This is a genomic window from Bradyrhizobium sp. USDA 223, assembly GCF_044909005.1.
Lineage (GTDB): Bacteria > Pseudomonadota > Alphaproteobacteria > Rhizobiales > Xanthobacteraceae > Bradyrhizobium > Bradyrhizobium yuanmingense.
Genome location: NZ_JBIYDR010000001.1, coordinates 5259000 through 5272458 on the forward strand (window position 1 = coordinate 5259000; position 13459 = coordinate 5272458).

Here is a 13459-nt window from a genome sequence, read left to right on the forward strand (position 1 = left end):
GATCAGACCGCGCGGTCACCGAGCGAGGCCCAGTAGTTCGGGTTCTTGGGCGACTGAATGCGGACCCAGCGATAGGGCTTCTTCGACCACGACATGATGTGGCCGGAGAGATTGTCCAGCACGAGATCGCCGGAGAAGGTGCGCACCACGACCACGAGATGATGCTCGCCCCAGCTGGTCACGACCTCGCTCAGCAGCACCGAGCGCGCCGGAAAGCCCTTGGCGATCAGATCGTGGCGTTTTGTCACGGCATAGTCGTTGCAGTCGCCGCTTGCCGGATGCAGCAGCCACTTCTCGCCGCGCAGCCCTTCCAGATTGGCCTCGGGGCGGATCGCGGCATTGACCCGCTGATTGACCTCCTGCATCTGCGCCATGCGCTCGGCCGTCAGCTTCAGACGGCCGCCGCGGAAGACGATCCGCTGCGGACGCGGTTTGCACTCGTCCTTGTACTTCAGGCAGAAGAGCGTGAACGCCATCGGCGGCAGCGTCGGCTGGTCGAACTTGATGTAGTGGATGGCGCCGCGCAGCCCCAGGGGCGCCCCGACGAAGGCGGCTTCCGCTTTCTGCTGCACCCCCGCAGCAACGACGATGGCGGCGACGGCCGCCAGGAACTTCACAACTTTGCGCATGTCGCGCTCCCCGTTCTTGTTGGGGAGACGCTACGCGAGACCTCTTGAAATACGGCTCAAAGGCCACGCGAGGCTTTAATCAAAATGCGGGCTCATCGGTCGGAAACAATTAAGAATACCGATGTGTGACTTGTTCTGCTAAGAGCGGTCACGACGTTCCGCTCGTGACGCTGGAAGCGATTCGACCGACCTGATGGGCCTTTCCTCCCGCTTTCGAAAGAAGACCAAGCCGCGGCTTCCCGACGGCGTCCGCGTCTATGCGATCGGCGACGTGCATGGCCGTGCCGACTTGCTTCAATCGCTGTTAACCGTGATCGACGCCGACTTGGCCCGCTCGGCGCCGCAACGCGCCATTCAGGTCTTTCTCGGTGACTATGTCGACCGCGGCCCGGACTCACGCGCCGTTCTTGATCTCTTGATCGAACGCTCGAAGTCGCACGAGACGGTATGTCTGAAGGGCAATCACGAGGTCTTCCTGCTCGAGGTCCTCAAGGACCCGGCCCGCCTGCAGGAGTGGCGCCACTATGGCGGTCTGCTGACGCTGGTCTCCTACGGCGTCATGCCGACGATGAACCCTTCCGCCGAGCAGCAGGTCGAACTGATCGAGGGACTGAGACGTGCGCTCCCGCCGGAGCACCTCGCCTTCCTCCAGCAATTGCCCTCGTCCTTTACCTGCGGCGACTTCTTCTTCGTCCATGCCGGCGTCAAACCGGGCGTCCCGCTCGATCGCCAGAAGGATGAGGATCTGCTCTGGATCCGCGAGGAATTCCTCGCCTCCGAGGAGCGCTTCGGCAAATATATCGTACACGGCCATACGCCGGTCAGCGCGCCCGATATCCGCTCGAACCGCATCAACATCGACACCGGCGCTTATGCGACCGGCAACTTGACCCTATTGACGATCCAAGGCGATAGTCTCCTCGCAATTTGAAAGCTTAGGCCGCAACTTCGGTGATCACGCTTCGCGCCATTGGTATCTTGACCGCGATCGCGCTGGCGCTCCACGCCGGCATGACGTTCTATGGCGATCTCGTACGGCCGAACTTTCGCGCCCGCGACTTGTTCTCGGGCGAGATTCCGCCGGACAAGGCCAAGCTCGCGGCGGCAGGCAGCCTGGCATCCTTTTCGTGGGATGGCGACCTCCTGGCAAATCATGCGGCAGCGATGGCCGCCGACGTTCTGCACCGTCCGTCGGCCGAGGCAGGCGGAAGGGCCAGCGAGAACAAGACGGCCCAAGCCGCTGTCGTGGCAGCCTTGAAAGTCTCGCCGATCAGGCCGGCGCTCTGGCTCACGCTCGGCACGCTACAGGCCCAGGCCGGCGAGGCGGTCACGCCTGCGGTGAAGATGTCGTACTTGACCGGGTCGGTGCCGATCGACGTTGCCTTCTCACGCGTCCGCACCGTGACCTCGAGCGCCGCGGCAACCGACGACGAGATCAAGCTGCTGGCGCAATCCGACATCCGGTCGGCGCTGGCCAACCGCTCGCGTTACGAGCCGCTGCTGATCGCGGCCTATGTGCAGGCAACGCCGCAAGGCAAGTCGCTGCTGCTCGAGGCCACGAAGGTCACCGATCCCAAGTTCAACGAGATCTTGCGGCGGTACTAAATCAGCGGACTGATTTCGGGTTCACCGGCACGAAGTCCTGATCGCGGCGCGGCTGGTCGGATCGCCCCTGGTAGACGAACATGCCCTTCTTGGTGGCGACGATGTCGCCTCGCTGCAGGCTGTCGTCGCGAAGCAGACGTTCGGTCGCGACGAGGTCCGGATCTTCCGGAATCGGCTTGTAGAGGTCCGGATGCTCGCGCCGCTCGCGCGCAACCCCCTTGGCACGGCGCCGCGCATCCTCGATGCGCTGCCGCCATTCGTCGCGCGAGACTTCCGGCTCGCTCGGCGGAAGATAGTCGTTGATGGACGGCTCCGGCTCGGTCTGAGCACGGCACGAGAGCGGGCAGGCGTAAAGAGCCAATCCGACAGCGGCCGCCCGAACCGGCGCGCGCGCCAGTCTCCAGCGGTTTGATACCGACTTGCAGCGAGCAGATTGCACTCAGATGACTCCAAAGCGGGCCGAGCGGCAGCAGAGCCCGCCGCGCAACTTCAGCTTATGCGGTCGCCGATTGCAACATCTTATCAACGCGGGGGCCGTCCCAACAAAAAGCGAAAAACAACCCCATGCACAGTAGCCGTCACCCAGCCAAATCAATGGCTTACGTATTTCCCGAAATTCGATTTGATCCGTCGGGCAAAATAGGGGTAGTATGGCATGATCCGAGGCAGGCCGACCGGATGATTGGTGGACCCGAGATCCACGTCCGTGATCGCCTTACGGGGCAAACTGCTCCGTTCTCGCACCAGGTCATCACAGCCGGTTTCGGCATTCGCTGATGGAGTAGCCGAGAATGCGAGCAAGACCGACATTGCTGTTAAGTGTTGCCGCTGCGGCGTCCGCCATGCCTGGCTTGCTGGCTCACGCCAGTCCCGCCTGCGTCAAGGAGCGTACGCCGTTTGAGTTGTCGCAAGACACCGTGAAATGGACGATGTCGATCGCGCCTGGAGCGGATTGCATCCAGGGACTGCGATGGTCGTACATGCAAATCTTCAAAGTATCGGTCGTGAGCGGGCCATCACGGGGACAATTGGCGGTGGTCGGGTCCGGCTTCCGCTATTCGGCAGAAGCCGGGGCGCGCGGCAGCGACAAGTTTACACTGCTGATCTCGGGCAAGAACCGTCATGCTGCGGGGACATCGACCCTGGAGGTCGAAGTCAACCCGCAATAACGCCTCGAAGGGTGGTCAGCGCGGCTAACGCGATGAGACCAGGACAAAATCGTCATTACGCGGAGCATGCTCCAGAGCAGTACGCTCTAATAGCGGCGGCTCGACCCGCTGCCCCGGGTTGTATTCCCGTGATAGGGCCGGGCCCGTCCGTAAGTCGTCACGGGAGGCTCGATCCGGCTCGGGATATTCGGCGTCGCGTTGGGACGCGCGGGCTGCGACGGGTTGACGATGATCACATTGCGGTTGGGCGTCGACGGATCGCTGACGCCCTGGGCCCAGGCGCCCGCAGGCACCACAAGGGCGAGTGTGATCAAGACTATTCGTTTCATGCGATATCTCCCGAGCAAGAACGTCAGGGAGGCGAAGACCGTTCCTTCACGACGGCATCACGGTTCGTTGCGCGACCTCACCGCGGCACGGCGATCAGCTTGCCATTCCTCCAGACACCTTGGGCCGCCTGTCCGGTAGAACCGCTACCCACGTTCCGGACAGCCGTGGGCCGCGAGGCAGCCTGGGTGGTCTGCTTCTTTTTGTCGGTCGTCGTCACGATGCTGGAGCTCGTCGTGTTGGCCTGATCCTTGGTCCCTTGTGCAGAAGCAGACTGAACCAGAAAGGCCAAAAACATGATTGCTGTCAAAATGCCGCGCATGGTCACACACCGGAAGAAGGAGCCGGTCGAAATGTCACAGGTTTCCGCCCAAAAGCAAGCGCTACGAAACGAACGCGCAGGACCTTTGCGGCCGGAGCATCAGCGTGTTTCACCGCAACCGACGCGATCCGGGGTGAAAAAACCTAGCGAAACGGCACTATCCGGGCTAGTTGATCGCTCTTGATGACCGAGACCGGCGACACCGCAGCCAACGCCTCGCAGGCGCAAGAGATCAAGGCCGGGCTCGTCCGCCTGTTGTCAGAGCGGATCCGCGAAGTCTCCGGCGACCCCAGGCAGATGCGGGATGTCGTCTACGAGCTGGCTCGCGTCAAGCTTCTGGAACAATTCACCCACGCCGATGCGCGGGAAGCGCGAGAGCTCCAGCAAGTCCTCGAACGCGCCATTCGGGAGGTCGAACGCGCCTTTGAGCGAAGCGAGAAGTCTTCACCGACCAGGGATGCCTCGGTCCCCGTGCCGAATTCTCCACCGGCGAACGTCCCCGTCCCCCCGCCCATTCCGACGCTCGCTGCCTCGGCGTCATCAGCCATTCCGATGGCTGCCGAGACGCCGCGGCGTCCTGCCGCACCGCCAGGGTCGCCCGACCAACCCAAACGGAGCGGCGCTTTCAAGTCTCTCGTTCGATTCACCGCGATCCTCCTGCTCATTGCGGGCGCCGGCACTGCGGTCGTGTATTGGCCGCGGCTGAAGGCACAACTGACGGCATCGTCGCAGATGGCGCAGCCCGAACGTTCGGCCAAGAGCCCGGAGCCTCAGCTGACCGCGATTCCGACTCCCTCGGCCAGCGAGACCGCTGAACGAACCCCGGAGAGCGCAAAGGAGCCGGCGCCGGCGGCGCACCCCTCGATGCCCCTGCCGACGACGTTCGGCGTCTACGCCTTGAGCGAGGGCCAGCTCCATGAGCTCAAGCCAGTGCCGGGAAAGATTCCGGACCGGCGCGTCGCGATCTCGGCCGCCATCAACACGCCGAGCGCGACCACTTTGATGGACGGCGACGTCAAATTCATCGTGTTCAGGCCCGACGGGGGTGTCGATGCGACCGGGACCGAAGTTCGGGTGATCGCGAAAGTGTCCCGGTCGATGGGCATCGATGCCACGGGCAAGGCCGCCATGGTCAGCGCCGGCGATTCCTGGGTCATCCGCAGCATGTCCTACCCCTACAAGGTAGGTCCGATTGACGACCAGTCGAGAATGCTGTTGCTGCAACCGGAGCAAGACGGCTTCACGCTCGCGCCCGGCCGCTACGTCGTGGTGGTCAGGGGCATGGGCTATGACTTCACCATCGCTGGGACGATCACCGATCCCAACCAATGCGTCGAGCGCATCAATGCGGCGAACGGCGCGTTCTACTCGCCCTGCCCGCCGCCGCGGCGATAACGCAGCCTTTGTTTCCTATTTGGCCGGCTTGCTGTCCTTTGGCGCATCCGCCGGCATGTCGTCGACCTTGCCGTTGTTGGCGACGCATTTCTGGAAGTACTCGCGCTGGTCTTTGCCCGTTCCCTTGGCACTCCCCGCTGCGGGGTTGCCGATCTGCCTGGGCGGAAAGGCCTTGGCCACCGCGGCGTCGCATGCCCGCGCCACTTCGGCGGTGATGGCCGACGCCGTCGCCGGCACGGCCAATGTCAAAGCACCTGCCAATCCAACCAACGTCCGCAAATTTTTGACTGGCACCTCTTACGCTCCTTCAATCCATGAATGATTTTCGTAATCATATCAAAAAGGATCGAAGCACCAAACGGCAAACCGGTGAAGTGTCGTGCGATCTGCCGTACGTGCCGGTAGGGCTACCGCGGCGCCTCCTGACGGCGACTATGTTCACGCCTCGTCCTTCGAGACGGCGCTTGCGCGCCTCCTCAGGATGAGGCCATTTGGCGTCGGTGCTCGTTGACATTGCTGCTGCCGCGCATTCCCTCCTCATCCTGAGGAGCACGCTGAAAGCGGGCGTCTCGAAGGATGGCCGCAGACGCGTGACTAGCTGTTCAGCTGCGGCGGCTTGAAATCCGGAAAGCGCGTGAGCATTGCCGTCTTGACGAACTTCAAGTGGGCGATGCTGCTCGCCAATTCCTTGAGCCGGCGCTGGCCGTTCGAGATGTCGGCCGCGAAGAGATCCTGATGATGATTGTCGAGCGGCTCCCGCTCGAGATACTCATCGGTGCCGTTTCCGAAGGTGACGGAGGCACGGGCAAGCGCATCGTCGACACGCCGGTTGAGCCCGGCCTGCTCCCTCTCCGCCTCCTGCAAGGCGGTTTCGATCGCGGCCAAAACGGCACCGATCCGCCCGCGGTCGGTCTCCGCGTCACGCTCGGCCGAGCGGGCCTTGAAGGTTTTGTCCTCGCGGCGGGAGCCGAGAAGATTGTGTGCGCGCGCTCTCAGGAACAGCTGAAACATCCGGGCCATCCCACATACGAGATCCAGGCGGGTACCATCGGTCAGACGTAGTTAACAAATCCTGAATCCGGCGCCCGTGCGGTCTGGCTTTGTGCAATCCATGCCCGCCAAGCTCCCGCGTGCTTGGAATAGAGCTCGTGCCAGCGGATCTCGCCGTCGGCAGCGGCTCCTTTTCGCACGCGGACCTCGGATGTAAATTGCCCTGTCTCGTTCGATGCAAGATCCAGAGCTTCGAACTCCGCCGTCTCTTCCGGAGACAGACCGATCAAAACGCGATGCCCTTGGGCATCGACGAAGTATCTGCGCGGCGCGTTGTGCCTTTGATCAGTCATTCGCAGGGCCCTCGTTCATGATCCAAGGCCCCGGACGATCCTTCAGCCGCCGCTCAAAGCCACGAACAAACGCGATCAAAACGAGGACGCAAGTCGCGCCAAGCAACGCAATCAAATACGCCATTCACGCCCACCTATGCGAGCCGCGAAAAATATGGAGGCGGCTAAACTCTCACCATGAATTGCTACGTTCTAGGTTGCCTTTCCAAAGCTCTCAAGCGCCGCACCACGTTAACCTAACTGCGCATGGTTATCCGACCCGGTCGCACGGCAGGATCAGTGTGCGCTCACATGGCTGTGCGCCTACGATGGATGCTCACTCTGCTTGGCGCCCATCGCTGCCGGCGTGTAGGGCGCATAGAGACGATATCGTGCCGATCGCCTGCGCGAGCGCCATGCCCGCACGCCGTAGCCGCAGCAAAAGCCAGCTGCAAAAATCGAAATCAGAACCAGAATTGCAAACATTTGGAATGTTCCCAATGATCGGAACGCTCCTCCCGGTACATTTCATCGCGATGTTCTGACGACTTCAAGATCATCGGCGCTGAAAGTTTTGTCAGAGGAAGATGAAGTTTGTGCAACGCGGTGCTTGAATTTTAGCCGTCGCGAGAACCACGAGGCCAGAGGATGACGAAATCTCTCATCGTTCGAGGGCGATATCCAGGCTGCGATGTTAACCCGTGTTCACTGCGGCAGCAGCCTCGAACGAAGCGGCCGGATGCGCTGCCTTCGGGCACAGCTGCGATATGCACGAGAGGCCGATATGTTTCTCGAACGTTTCTGGCGGCCGTCGCAGACAACAATTCTGACGAAGCATCCGTGCTTCTACGGAGCGCCATGCACCAACTTCATCGCGGTAAGGTTGAGAGGTTAGCTTAACCCGCGTTGTTTGTTGCGAACTTTCGGCGATTGCTTATCCATCTCGCACCGGGCTCCCCCAAGCTCGGCCCCACCCAAGCAAAGCCGTCGAGCGAACATGGGTCCGCTTGGCGGCTTTGTCGTTGTGTCGACGAGAGGATCATTTCGGTTATGGCGCGCAGGCCCTGGTCGTTCAAGGAAGATCGCCGGCTCATCGAGCTGGCCAAGTCTTCAACCTCGCTGGAGCAGGCAGCGAAAGCTCTCGGGCGCTCGCCCGATGCGATCAAGCGCATGGCGTTGCGGCTTGGTCTTTCGTTGAAGTCGAAGGCGGCTAAGAAGAGCTGATCTTAGAAGTGCACCGGCCCTCGCCTCGGCTTCATGGCCGGCCGCTGCAGTCCAACGGGCCCCGCATCGATAGGGCCAGCCGCCCTTATCCCGGGGTCGTTCCGGTCCGCCATCGTCTCGGACGGTGGATTGAGCGGGTTGCCGGCGGTGCCCCGCCAGCCGCCACACTTAATTCTGCGTCCTCTTCTGGGACCCCATCCCGGGGCTGGTTCCGTAGCTGGGCGTCCCCGTTCCCTTGAAGGCGCCGCCCATCGTGTCCGATCCGGAATTCGTGCCCGTGCCACTGCGCGTCGCGGAGGTGGGTTGCGTGCCCGATGGCGTGTCTTTGGTTCCCTGCGCCGAGGCCACAGAGCTCCCGATTGCCAACGCCATCACGAGGCTTAACGTCCTGATCATACTGCTCAACTTTCCATGCTTGTTTCTAACCCCGAGCCGCCGGACTATTGGCTGGGGGCACTCAGGCGCGCCTTTCGGGCCCGTCCTCCGTTAAACCCTATCTTAGCCCCGGCTGGCTAGGATCAATCTCCACGCCTTGCTTGAATTTTCCACCCCGCCCTGTTTTCGCCTGAGCCGGATGAGAGTGCTGCGACCAGACCTCCCGTTTGTGGCACTCGTGCTTGCGAGCACGATGGCGTTCGCCTTGGCGGGTCATTTCGCCGCTGGCGCCGTCATTCGCCAGCACCAGGCGCATCAGCTCAATGAGCTCACCGAGGTGGTTCTGCGCCGATCGGAGCTTGCAGTCGATTTCGCTGCAGGCAGCCTGGACGAGCTCGCGCGGCGCAATTTCGCCAGCTGCGAGCCGGCGGCGCTGCAAGCCATCCGCCTGCATGTCTACCAGCGCTCGGCGATCAAGGACGTCCGCCTCGTCAAGCCGGACGGCTCGGTGATCTGCTCGGCCTATTCCGAAACGCTCGAATTCGACAAGGGATGGGTGGATCGCCGCGACATGCTGCCTTCGCGCGACAAGACGCTTTCCCTGTTCCGCGTGGAGCAGTTCGGCGGCGACGCCCTGGGCGTGCTCAGGGACGTCAATGGCAACTCCGCCCTGGTCGCCATTGTCGGTGTCAATGCCAGCCTGTTCGACATCATGCCGGCCGAGCTGCGCGCGCACAGCCAGGTGATCCTCGCCTTGAGCAATGGCGAGAAGCTCGGCGAATTCCAGACCGAGGCCGGCAAGTCTCTGCCGGTGCCGATCGGCTTCGAGCGAGCGTCCGCTCGGCTCCCGCTTCATGCCACGATCCGGCTCGAGCACGCGGTGCTGTCGAGCTGGAACAACGAGGCCTATTGGCCAACGCTCGCAGTGGCCCTCGGACTTGGCGCGATCTTCGGCATCCTGCTGGCACGCAACCGCCGCATGGAGGGGCCAGTGGCCGATCTCGACCGGGCGCTGACAGCCGGCGAATTCAAGCCATATTACCAACCGATCTTCGACCTCCGGACAGGTCGGATCAAGGGCTGCGAGATTCTGGCGCGCTGGCTGCGCCGCGATGGCTCGGTGGTCCCGCCGATGAATTTCATTCCGCTCGCCGAATCCAGCGGACGCATCCAGGCGATGACCTGGCAGATCCTGGGATCGGCGCTCACCGAGCTCAGGCCATTGCTCAGGGCCGACAAGAATTTCAAGCTGTCGCTGAACGTCGTGCCCAAGCACCTCCTGAGCGCCGGCTTTGTCGAGACACTGCGGCGCACGGTTCTGACGGCACGCGTCTCCGCGCGCCAGATCGTGGTCGAGATCACCGAGCGCGACGAATTGGATGATCTCGCGCGCGCCGCTTCGGTCGTGGCCGAGCTGCGGGACCGCGGCTTCCGCGTCGCCATCGACGACGTCGGCGTCGGCCATAGCGGACTGTCGCGGCTGAAGGGCCTCGGCGCCGATACGATCAAGATTGACAAGTTCTTCGTGGACACGATCACGGTGGACGCATCGACGACCACGATCGTGGAAATGCTGGTGGCGCTCGCCAAGGATCTCAATATGAGCGTGGTCGCCGAAGGCATCGAGACCGAGGAGCAGCTCCGCGCATTGCTCGCCTCCGGCGTCGAGGAAGGCCAAGGCTATCTGGTTGCGCCGCCCCTGCCCGCCGCCAAATTCCATGAGCTGATCGAGTCGCGTCAGGTTGCGCAGCCGGGCGCGGCGACATCCGGTACGACGGCTTTGGTGGCCTGACTGGCCGGCCCACAGAGGCCTTAACGATACTTTCTAACGATGTTTTCGGCTTTCGAACCGGAGCGGCGACCAACCTTGTATGTTGGCGCCATGCGCAGGAACCACCTCATAGCAGCCGCAAGCATCTGTCTGGCGCTGATCGCCTATGCCACGCTGGCGAAGCTGTCGGGCCGGCCTGCGCTCATGGGTCACCACGAGGCCTATTGGATCGTCGTAATCGAGCGCTTCAGCGCCTATGGCCTGCTCGGCTTCCTGCTGTCGTTCCTGCTGCCCGGACGGTTTAGCCTGGCTTGCTCGCTCGTCATCGCAGTCGCCATGGGGCTGGAGCTGATGCAAGCGTTCATACCCGATCGCGATCCGGGCTTTCTCGACGTGCTGCAGAAGGCGGCGGGCGGCACCGTGGGCGTCATGCTCGCCCAGATGATCCTGGCGTTCCTGCCCAGACCACCTGCCTGAAACGGCGAGCACGGCCTCGGCGGAATGACCGGGCGACGCGGTCCTTACTTCATCATCTGACCGCGCAACTCACCGCCTGGGTTGGCGGCCGTGTGAATGTTCGCGTACCATTTTCCGCCCAGCAGATCCGCCGCCTGCGCCTCGGTGAGGGTGGCACTGCCTTCGATCGGGCTTTGCGCCGTCTTGAACGGCAAGGCGATGCCGGCATTCTTCCCGGCCTCGCCGGGGCCGTGAAAATGCGCGCCTATCGCCGGTCCCGTCAGCCCGGTGAAGGTGACGACGTAGGTCAGGACCTTCGTTTCGGTGTCGTAGCTCGCCTCCGCCTTGCCCGACCCGGTCGAGCTGTTCGGCGGCACTTCATTGCTTCCCTTGAGCTCCGCTCGCAGCTTCACGACCTCCGCGCCTGCCGTTCCGCTCGTCGCGCTGAGGCCTCCGACCAGCGCCAATGCCCCCAACAGTGCCACGGACCGTCGACACACGGCTTTGCTCATGCACTTCCTCCTGCGGATTTCGTTGGCCCCCGCGATGAAAACACCGAGGGCTGCCGGACATTCCACCGCAAAGCTTATGCTGATTCGGGACAACGCTCGCAGGAATTAGCCTTCGCAAGCGAAACACGCGCCGCTCAAGCCGCCCCGCGCCTCGTGTGACGCTCGGAGGGAACCAGGAGCTCGGCCATCTTCCGGTGGGTGTCGTGCAGCGCTTCAATGGCGCAGTCGAGATCGAAATCCGCCTCGCGGACGGATGCAAAGAACTTGGCCGTCAGCGCCAGATCGAGCTTGACGCGTGTGGCACCGTCGCGACTCCTGCGACGATCGAGCGACAAATGGATGGCGCGGTCCCTCGCCTCCACAGCATCGCAGCCGCAAAGCGCGCCGAGTTCGTCATATGTCATCCAGATTTGAGGCATGTTCTTCCACCACGCTTGATCTATCGCAGACTAGATAGCTCTCGCTTCTGAAGGCGGAGTTGCTGCAGCGCGAATTCGAGCCAACAACGTCAACGCAATGCTAAGCGCGGCGCAGACGCGAGCCGGGTGGACCGGCGCAGCTTGTTGCCGATCCACTGTCACTTGGGCGCGCCCGTCGTGAACGGATGCCGCGGCCGTGAGCGGCTGTCGAGCCTCTTGGGCAGCTTGTCGGCCTTGAGCTTCACGACCGCGCCCCGGGGGTCGGGAGTCGGCGCCTCTTCCTGGCTGAAGATCAGAGTCGCTTCGAACCTCACGTCGGGCGCCTGCCGGGCCGTTCCCGAACAGGTCGCCATCGCCCCGCTATAAACGCCGGAGAGCTCGACCTCGACCTCGTCGAGCCCGAACACGGTCGGCGGCCCGTCGGCATGTCGCCGCGTGGTCAGGACGGCCGTGAAATGCCGGTCGTTGTCGAACTGATAGGAGCCGCCATAGTTGAAGAAGCTGTCGCTGCCCGAGATACGTCCTTGGGCCAGATGCACGATACCGGTGCCTTGCGCGTGCGCGGTCCTGAACCACGCCGCGTATTTGCCCTCTTTCAGCATGGAGACATCCACCCGTAATTTCCACGTGTATTTGCAACGAAGCTTGAGGCGCGACAATGACCGACACGGCGAGCATTCCGCCACGGTTAATGCCCTGCAAAATCATCCGTTAAATTTCTGCGGCCGCGCCCGGCGGCAGGGACGTCAAAACAATTCGATGCCGTCGTCAGCCGTCTCCACCACTTCGACGCGGCGCGTGGTGGCGGCGGAGCTCAGCCCGAGTGTCTGCAGGAACTGGCGATGGACATCCCGCTCCCGCTCCATCGTGTAACGCGCAAATAGCTCGTCCAGCATCGCCTCGTCCTGCGCCTGCGGCTTCTGGGCGCCCGCGCTCGCCGTCTCAAGCCGCGCGGCGACCGCGGGCAACGCCGCGGAGCCGTCGTCGAGCGTGCTCATCCACCGCGTAAATCTCGTCCTTCGTCTTGAGACACCACTGCGCAGCTTTGCGATCTCCGCGATGAACCTGACCCGATCGATCCGCCAACATCTTGCCGCGGCACCATTTTTCTCCGGTCGCCGGTTTGAACCTGTTCCTGCTAAAGTGGCACCAAGACCTGAGAGTGATTCTGGTCACACTTGCCCCGGCGCCCTGCTGCTAGGCATCGAACCAGGACGGGCACCAGAGCATCGTCGAATTGGATGAGAATTCCCATGAAAAGCCTGATCGGCGCCTGTGTCGGCGCATTCTGCCTTGCGGCCCCCACTTGGGCGGAGACTCCCGCTGCGATCGTCGAGGACGTCCAGGGCAAGGTCGACGGCATCGCGTTCATGGACTACGTGGCGCCGGGCAAGATCATCAAACTCGGGCCCAAGGCCAGCATCACGCTCAGCTACCTGAAATCCTGCCAGCGCGAGACCATCAGTGAAGGTGTCGTCCTGGTCGGCGCCGAGCAGAGCACCGTGCAGCTGGGCGAGGTCAAGCGGGAAAAGGTGCCCTGCGACACCAATGCGGCAAAACTGTCCGAGCGCGAAGCGAACCAGAGCGCCGCGACGACCTTCCGCACCATGCGCTCGGACGCCAAGGGCGGGCCCGCCAAGCTGCCGACGCTCTACGGCGTCTCGCCACTGGTGCAGGCCAAAGTCGGCAGCACGCTGGTGATCGAACGCACCGACGGCAAGGAGCCCACGATCAGCGTCCCGCTCAAGCGCGATGCCATGGTCGGCGGCAAGTTCTATGATTTTGCCAAGGCCCGGAAAGACACTGACCCCGGGCGGCAGCTACCTCGCCATTCTCGGTGCCAAACGCTACACCTTCCAGATCGACGCCAGCGCCACCTCCTCGCCGACCCCGATCATCGGCCGCCTGCTGCGGCTCGAATAGGCGGACTCGA

18 protein-coding genes and 1 pseudogene are annotated in these 13459 nt (G+C 62.9%); 8 read left to right on the top strand and 11 right to left on the bottom strand.

Translation table 11 applies throughout. The annotated features are described in order from the left end of the window. Positions 1-2: 2 nt before the first annotated feature. A complete protein-coding gene (locus ABIA40_RS24360) occupies positions 3-629 on the bottom strand; it encodes a transglutaminase-like cysteine peptidase (RefSeq protein WP_225188405.1) in 627 nt (208 codons plus the stop codon). Positions 630-822: 193 nt separating this feature from the next. Between ABIA40_RS24360 and ABIA40_RS24365 the strand changes: the two genes are divergently transcribed. Beyond that, positions 823-1560, top strand: coding sequence for a metallophosphoesterase family protein (locus ABIA40_RS24365; RefSeq protein ID WP_275497428.1), 738 nt, complete (start codon positions 823-825; stop codon positions 1558-1560). Between the two features lie 20 nt (positions 1561-1580). Beyond that, positions 1581-2234, top strand: a complete 654-nt coding sequence (locus ABIA40_RS24370; protein WP_404543563.1) for a hypothetical protein — start codon at positions 1581-1583, stop codon at positions 2232-2234. A gap of 1 nt (position 2235) precedes the next feature. Here ABIA40_RS24370 and ABIA40_RS24375 read toward each other — a convergent pair whose 3' ends face one another. Further along, complete coding sequence (locus tag ABIA40_RS24375; protein ID WP_157285517.1) at positions 2236-2595, bottom strand: hypothetical protein; 360 nt, start codon at positions 2593-2595, stop codon at positions 2236-2238. A gap of 481 nt (positions 2596-3076) precedes the next feature. Here ABIA40_RS24375 and ABIA40_RS24380 point away from each other — a divergent pair, with 481 nt between their 5' ends. Next, entirely contained in the window at positions 3077-3403 is a 327-nt protein-coding gene (locus ABIA40_RS24380; RefSeq protein WP_244941382.1) for an Ig-like domain-containing protein, read from the top strand. Positions 3404-3489: 86 nt separating this feature from the next. On the opposite strand, the gene ABIA40_RS24385 is transcribed toward ABIA40_RS24380, so the two are convergent. Both ABIA40_RS24385 and ABIA40_RS24390 read right to left on the bottom strand, forming a co-directional pair. Beyond that, a complete protein-coding gene (locus ABIA40_RS24385) occupies positions 3490-3732 on the bottom strand; it encodes a hypothetical protein (protein ID WP_128262894.1) in 243 nt (80 codons plus the stop codon). Between the two features lie 77 nt (positions 3733-3809). Then, positions 3810-4052 (bottom strand): hypothetical protein, encoded by a 243-nt coding sequence (locus ABIA40_RS24390; protein WP_036035522.1) that lies wholly within the window; start codon positions 4050-4052, stop codon positions 3810-3812. 183 nt (positions 4053-4235) lie between these two features. Here ABIA40_RS24390 and ABIA40_RS24395 point away from each other — a divergent pair, with 183 nt between their 5' ends. Further along, complete coding sequence (locus ABIA40_RS24395) at positions 4236-5447, top strand: hypothetical protein (RefSeq protein WP_404543565.1); 1212 nt, start codon at positions 4236-4238, stop codon at positions 5445-5447. Positions 5448-5462: 15 nt separating this feature from the next. On the opposite strand, the gene ABIA40_RS24400 is transcribed toward ABIA40_RS24395, so the two are convergent. The 3 genes from ABIA40_RS24400 to ABIA40_RS24410 form a co-directional block, all read right to left on the bottom strand. Then, positions 5463-5684: a hypothetical protein gene (locus ABIA40_RS24400; RefSeq protein WP_244941397.1), complete on the bottom strand. Its 222-nt coding sequence runs from the start codon at positions 5682-5684 to the stop codon at positions 5463-5465. Between the two features lie 357 nt (positions 5685-6041). Next, complete coding sequence (locus ABIA40_RS24405) at positions 6042-6458, bottom strand: hypothetical protein (RefSeq protein ID WP_036011274.1); 417 nt, start codon at positions 6456-6458, stop codon at positions 6042-6044. Positions 6459-6499: 41 nt separating this feature from the next. Continuing rightward, a complete protein-coding gene (locus ABIA40_RS24410) occupies positions 6500-6790 on the bottom strand; it encodes a hypothetical protein (RefSeq protein ID WP_036011277.1) in 291 nt (96 codons plus the stop codon). 909 nt (positions 6791-7699) lie between these two features. Here ABIA40_RS24410 and ABIA40_RS24415 point away from each other — a divergent pair. From ABIA40_RS24415 to ABIA40_RS24425, 3 genes are all read left to right on the top strand, one after another. After that, the gene (locus ABIA40_RS24415; RefSeq protein ID WP_404546465.1) at positions 7700-7993 is read left to right on the top strand and encodes a hypothetical protein; all 294 of its coding nucleotides are present in this window, start codon (positions 7700-7702) and stop codon (positions 7991-7993) included. A 628-nt stretch (positions 7994-8621) separates the two neighbouring features. Continuing rightward, the gene (locus ABIA40_RS24420; RefSeq protein ID WP_404543566.1) at positions 8622-10160 is read left to right on the top strand and encodes an EAL domain-containing protein; all 1539 of its coding nucleotides are present in this window, start codon (positions 8622-8624) and stop codon (positions 10158-10160) included. A gap of 90 nt (positions 10161-10250) precedes the next feature. Beyond that, a complete protein-coding gene (locus ABIA40_RS24425; RefSeq protein WP_036035545.1) occupies positions 10251-10616 on the top strand; it encodes a VanZ family protein in 366 nt (121 codons plus the stop codon). Between the two features lie 44 nt (positions 10617-10660). On the opposite strand, the gene ABIA40_RS24430 is transcribed toward ABIA40_RS24425, so the two are convergent. The 4 genes from ABIA40_RS24430 to ABIA40_RS24445 form a co-directional block, all read right to left on the bottom strand. Beyond that, positions 10661-11107 carry a CHRD domain-containing protein gene (locus ABIA40_RS24430; RefSeq protein ID WP_157285483.1) on the bottom strand — a complete coding sequence of 149 codons (447 nt, stop codon included), beginning with the start codon at positions 11105-11107 and terminating at the stop codon, positions 10661-10663. A gap of 134 nt (positions 11108-11241) precedes the next feature. Beyond that, entirely contained in the window at positions 11242-11526 is a 285-nt protein-coding gene (locus tag ABIA40_RS24435; RefSeq protein ID WP_036011293.1) for a hypothetical protein, read from the bottom strand. Between the two features lie 158 nt (positions 11527-11684). Next, positions 11685-12128 carry a hypothetical protein gene (locus tag ABIA40_RS24440; RefSeq protein WP_404543568.1) on the bottom strand — a complete coding sequence of 148 codons (444 nt, stop codon included), beginning with the start codon at positions 12126-12128 and terminating at the stop codon, positions 11685-11687. Positions 12129-12272: 144 nt separating this feature from the next. Continuing rightward, positions 12273-12524: a hypothetical protein gene (locus tag ABIA40_RS24445; RefSeq protein WP_271538602.1), complete on the bottom strand. Its 252-nt coding sequence runs from the start codon at positions 12522-12524 to the stop codon at positions 12273-12275. 255 nt (positions 12525-12779) lie between these two features. Between ABIA40_RS24445 and ABIA40_RS24450 the strand changes: the two are divergent. Continuing rightward, positions 12780-13449, top strand: a pseudogene (locus ABIA40_RS24450) (hypothetical protein). The last annotated feature ends 10 nt before the right edge of the window (positions 13450-13459 follow it).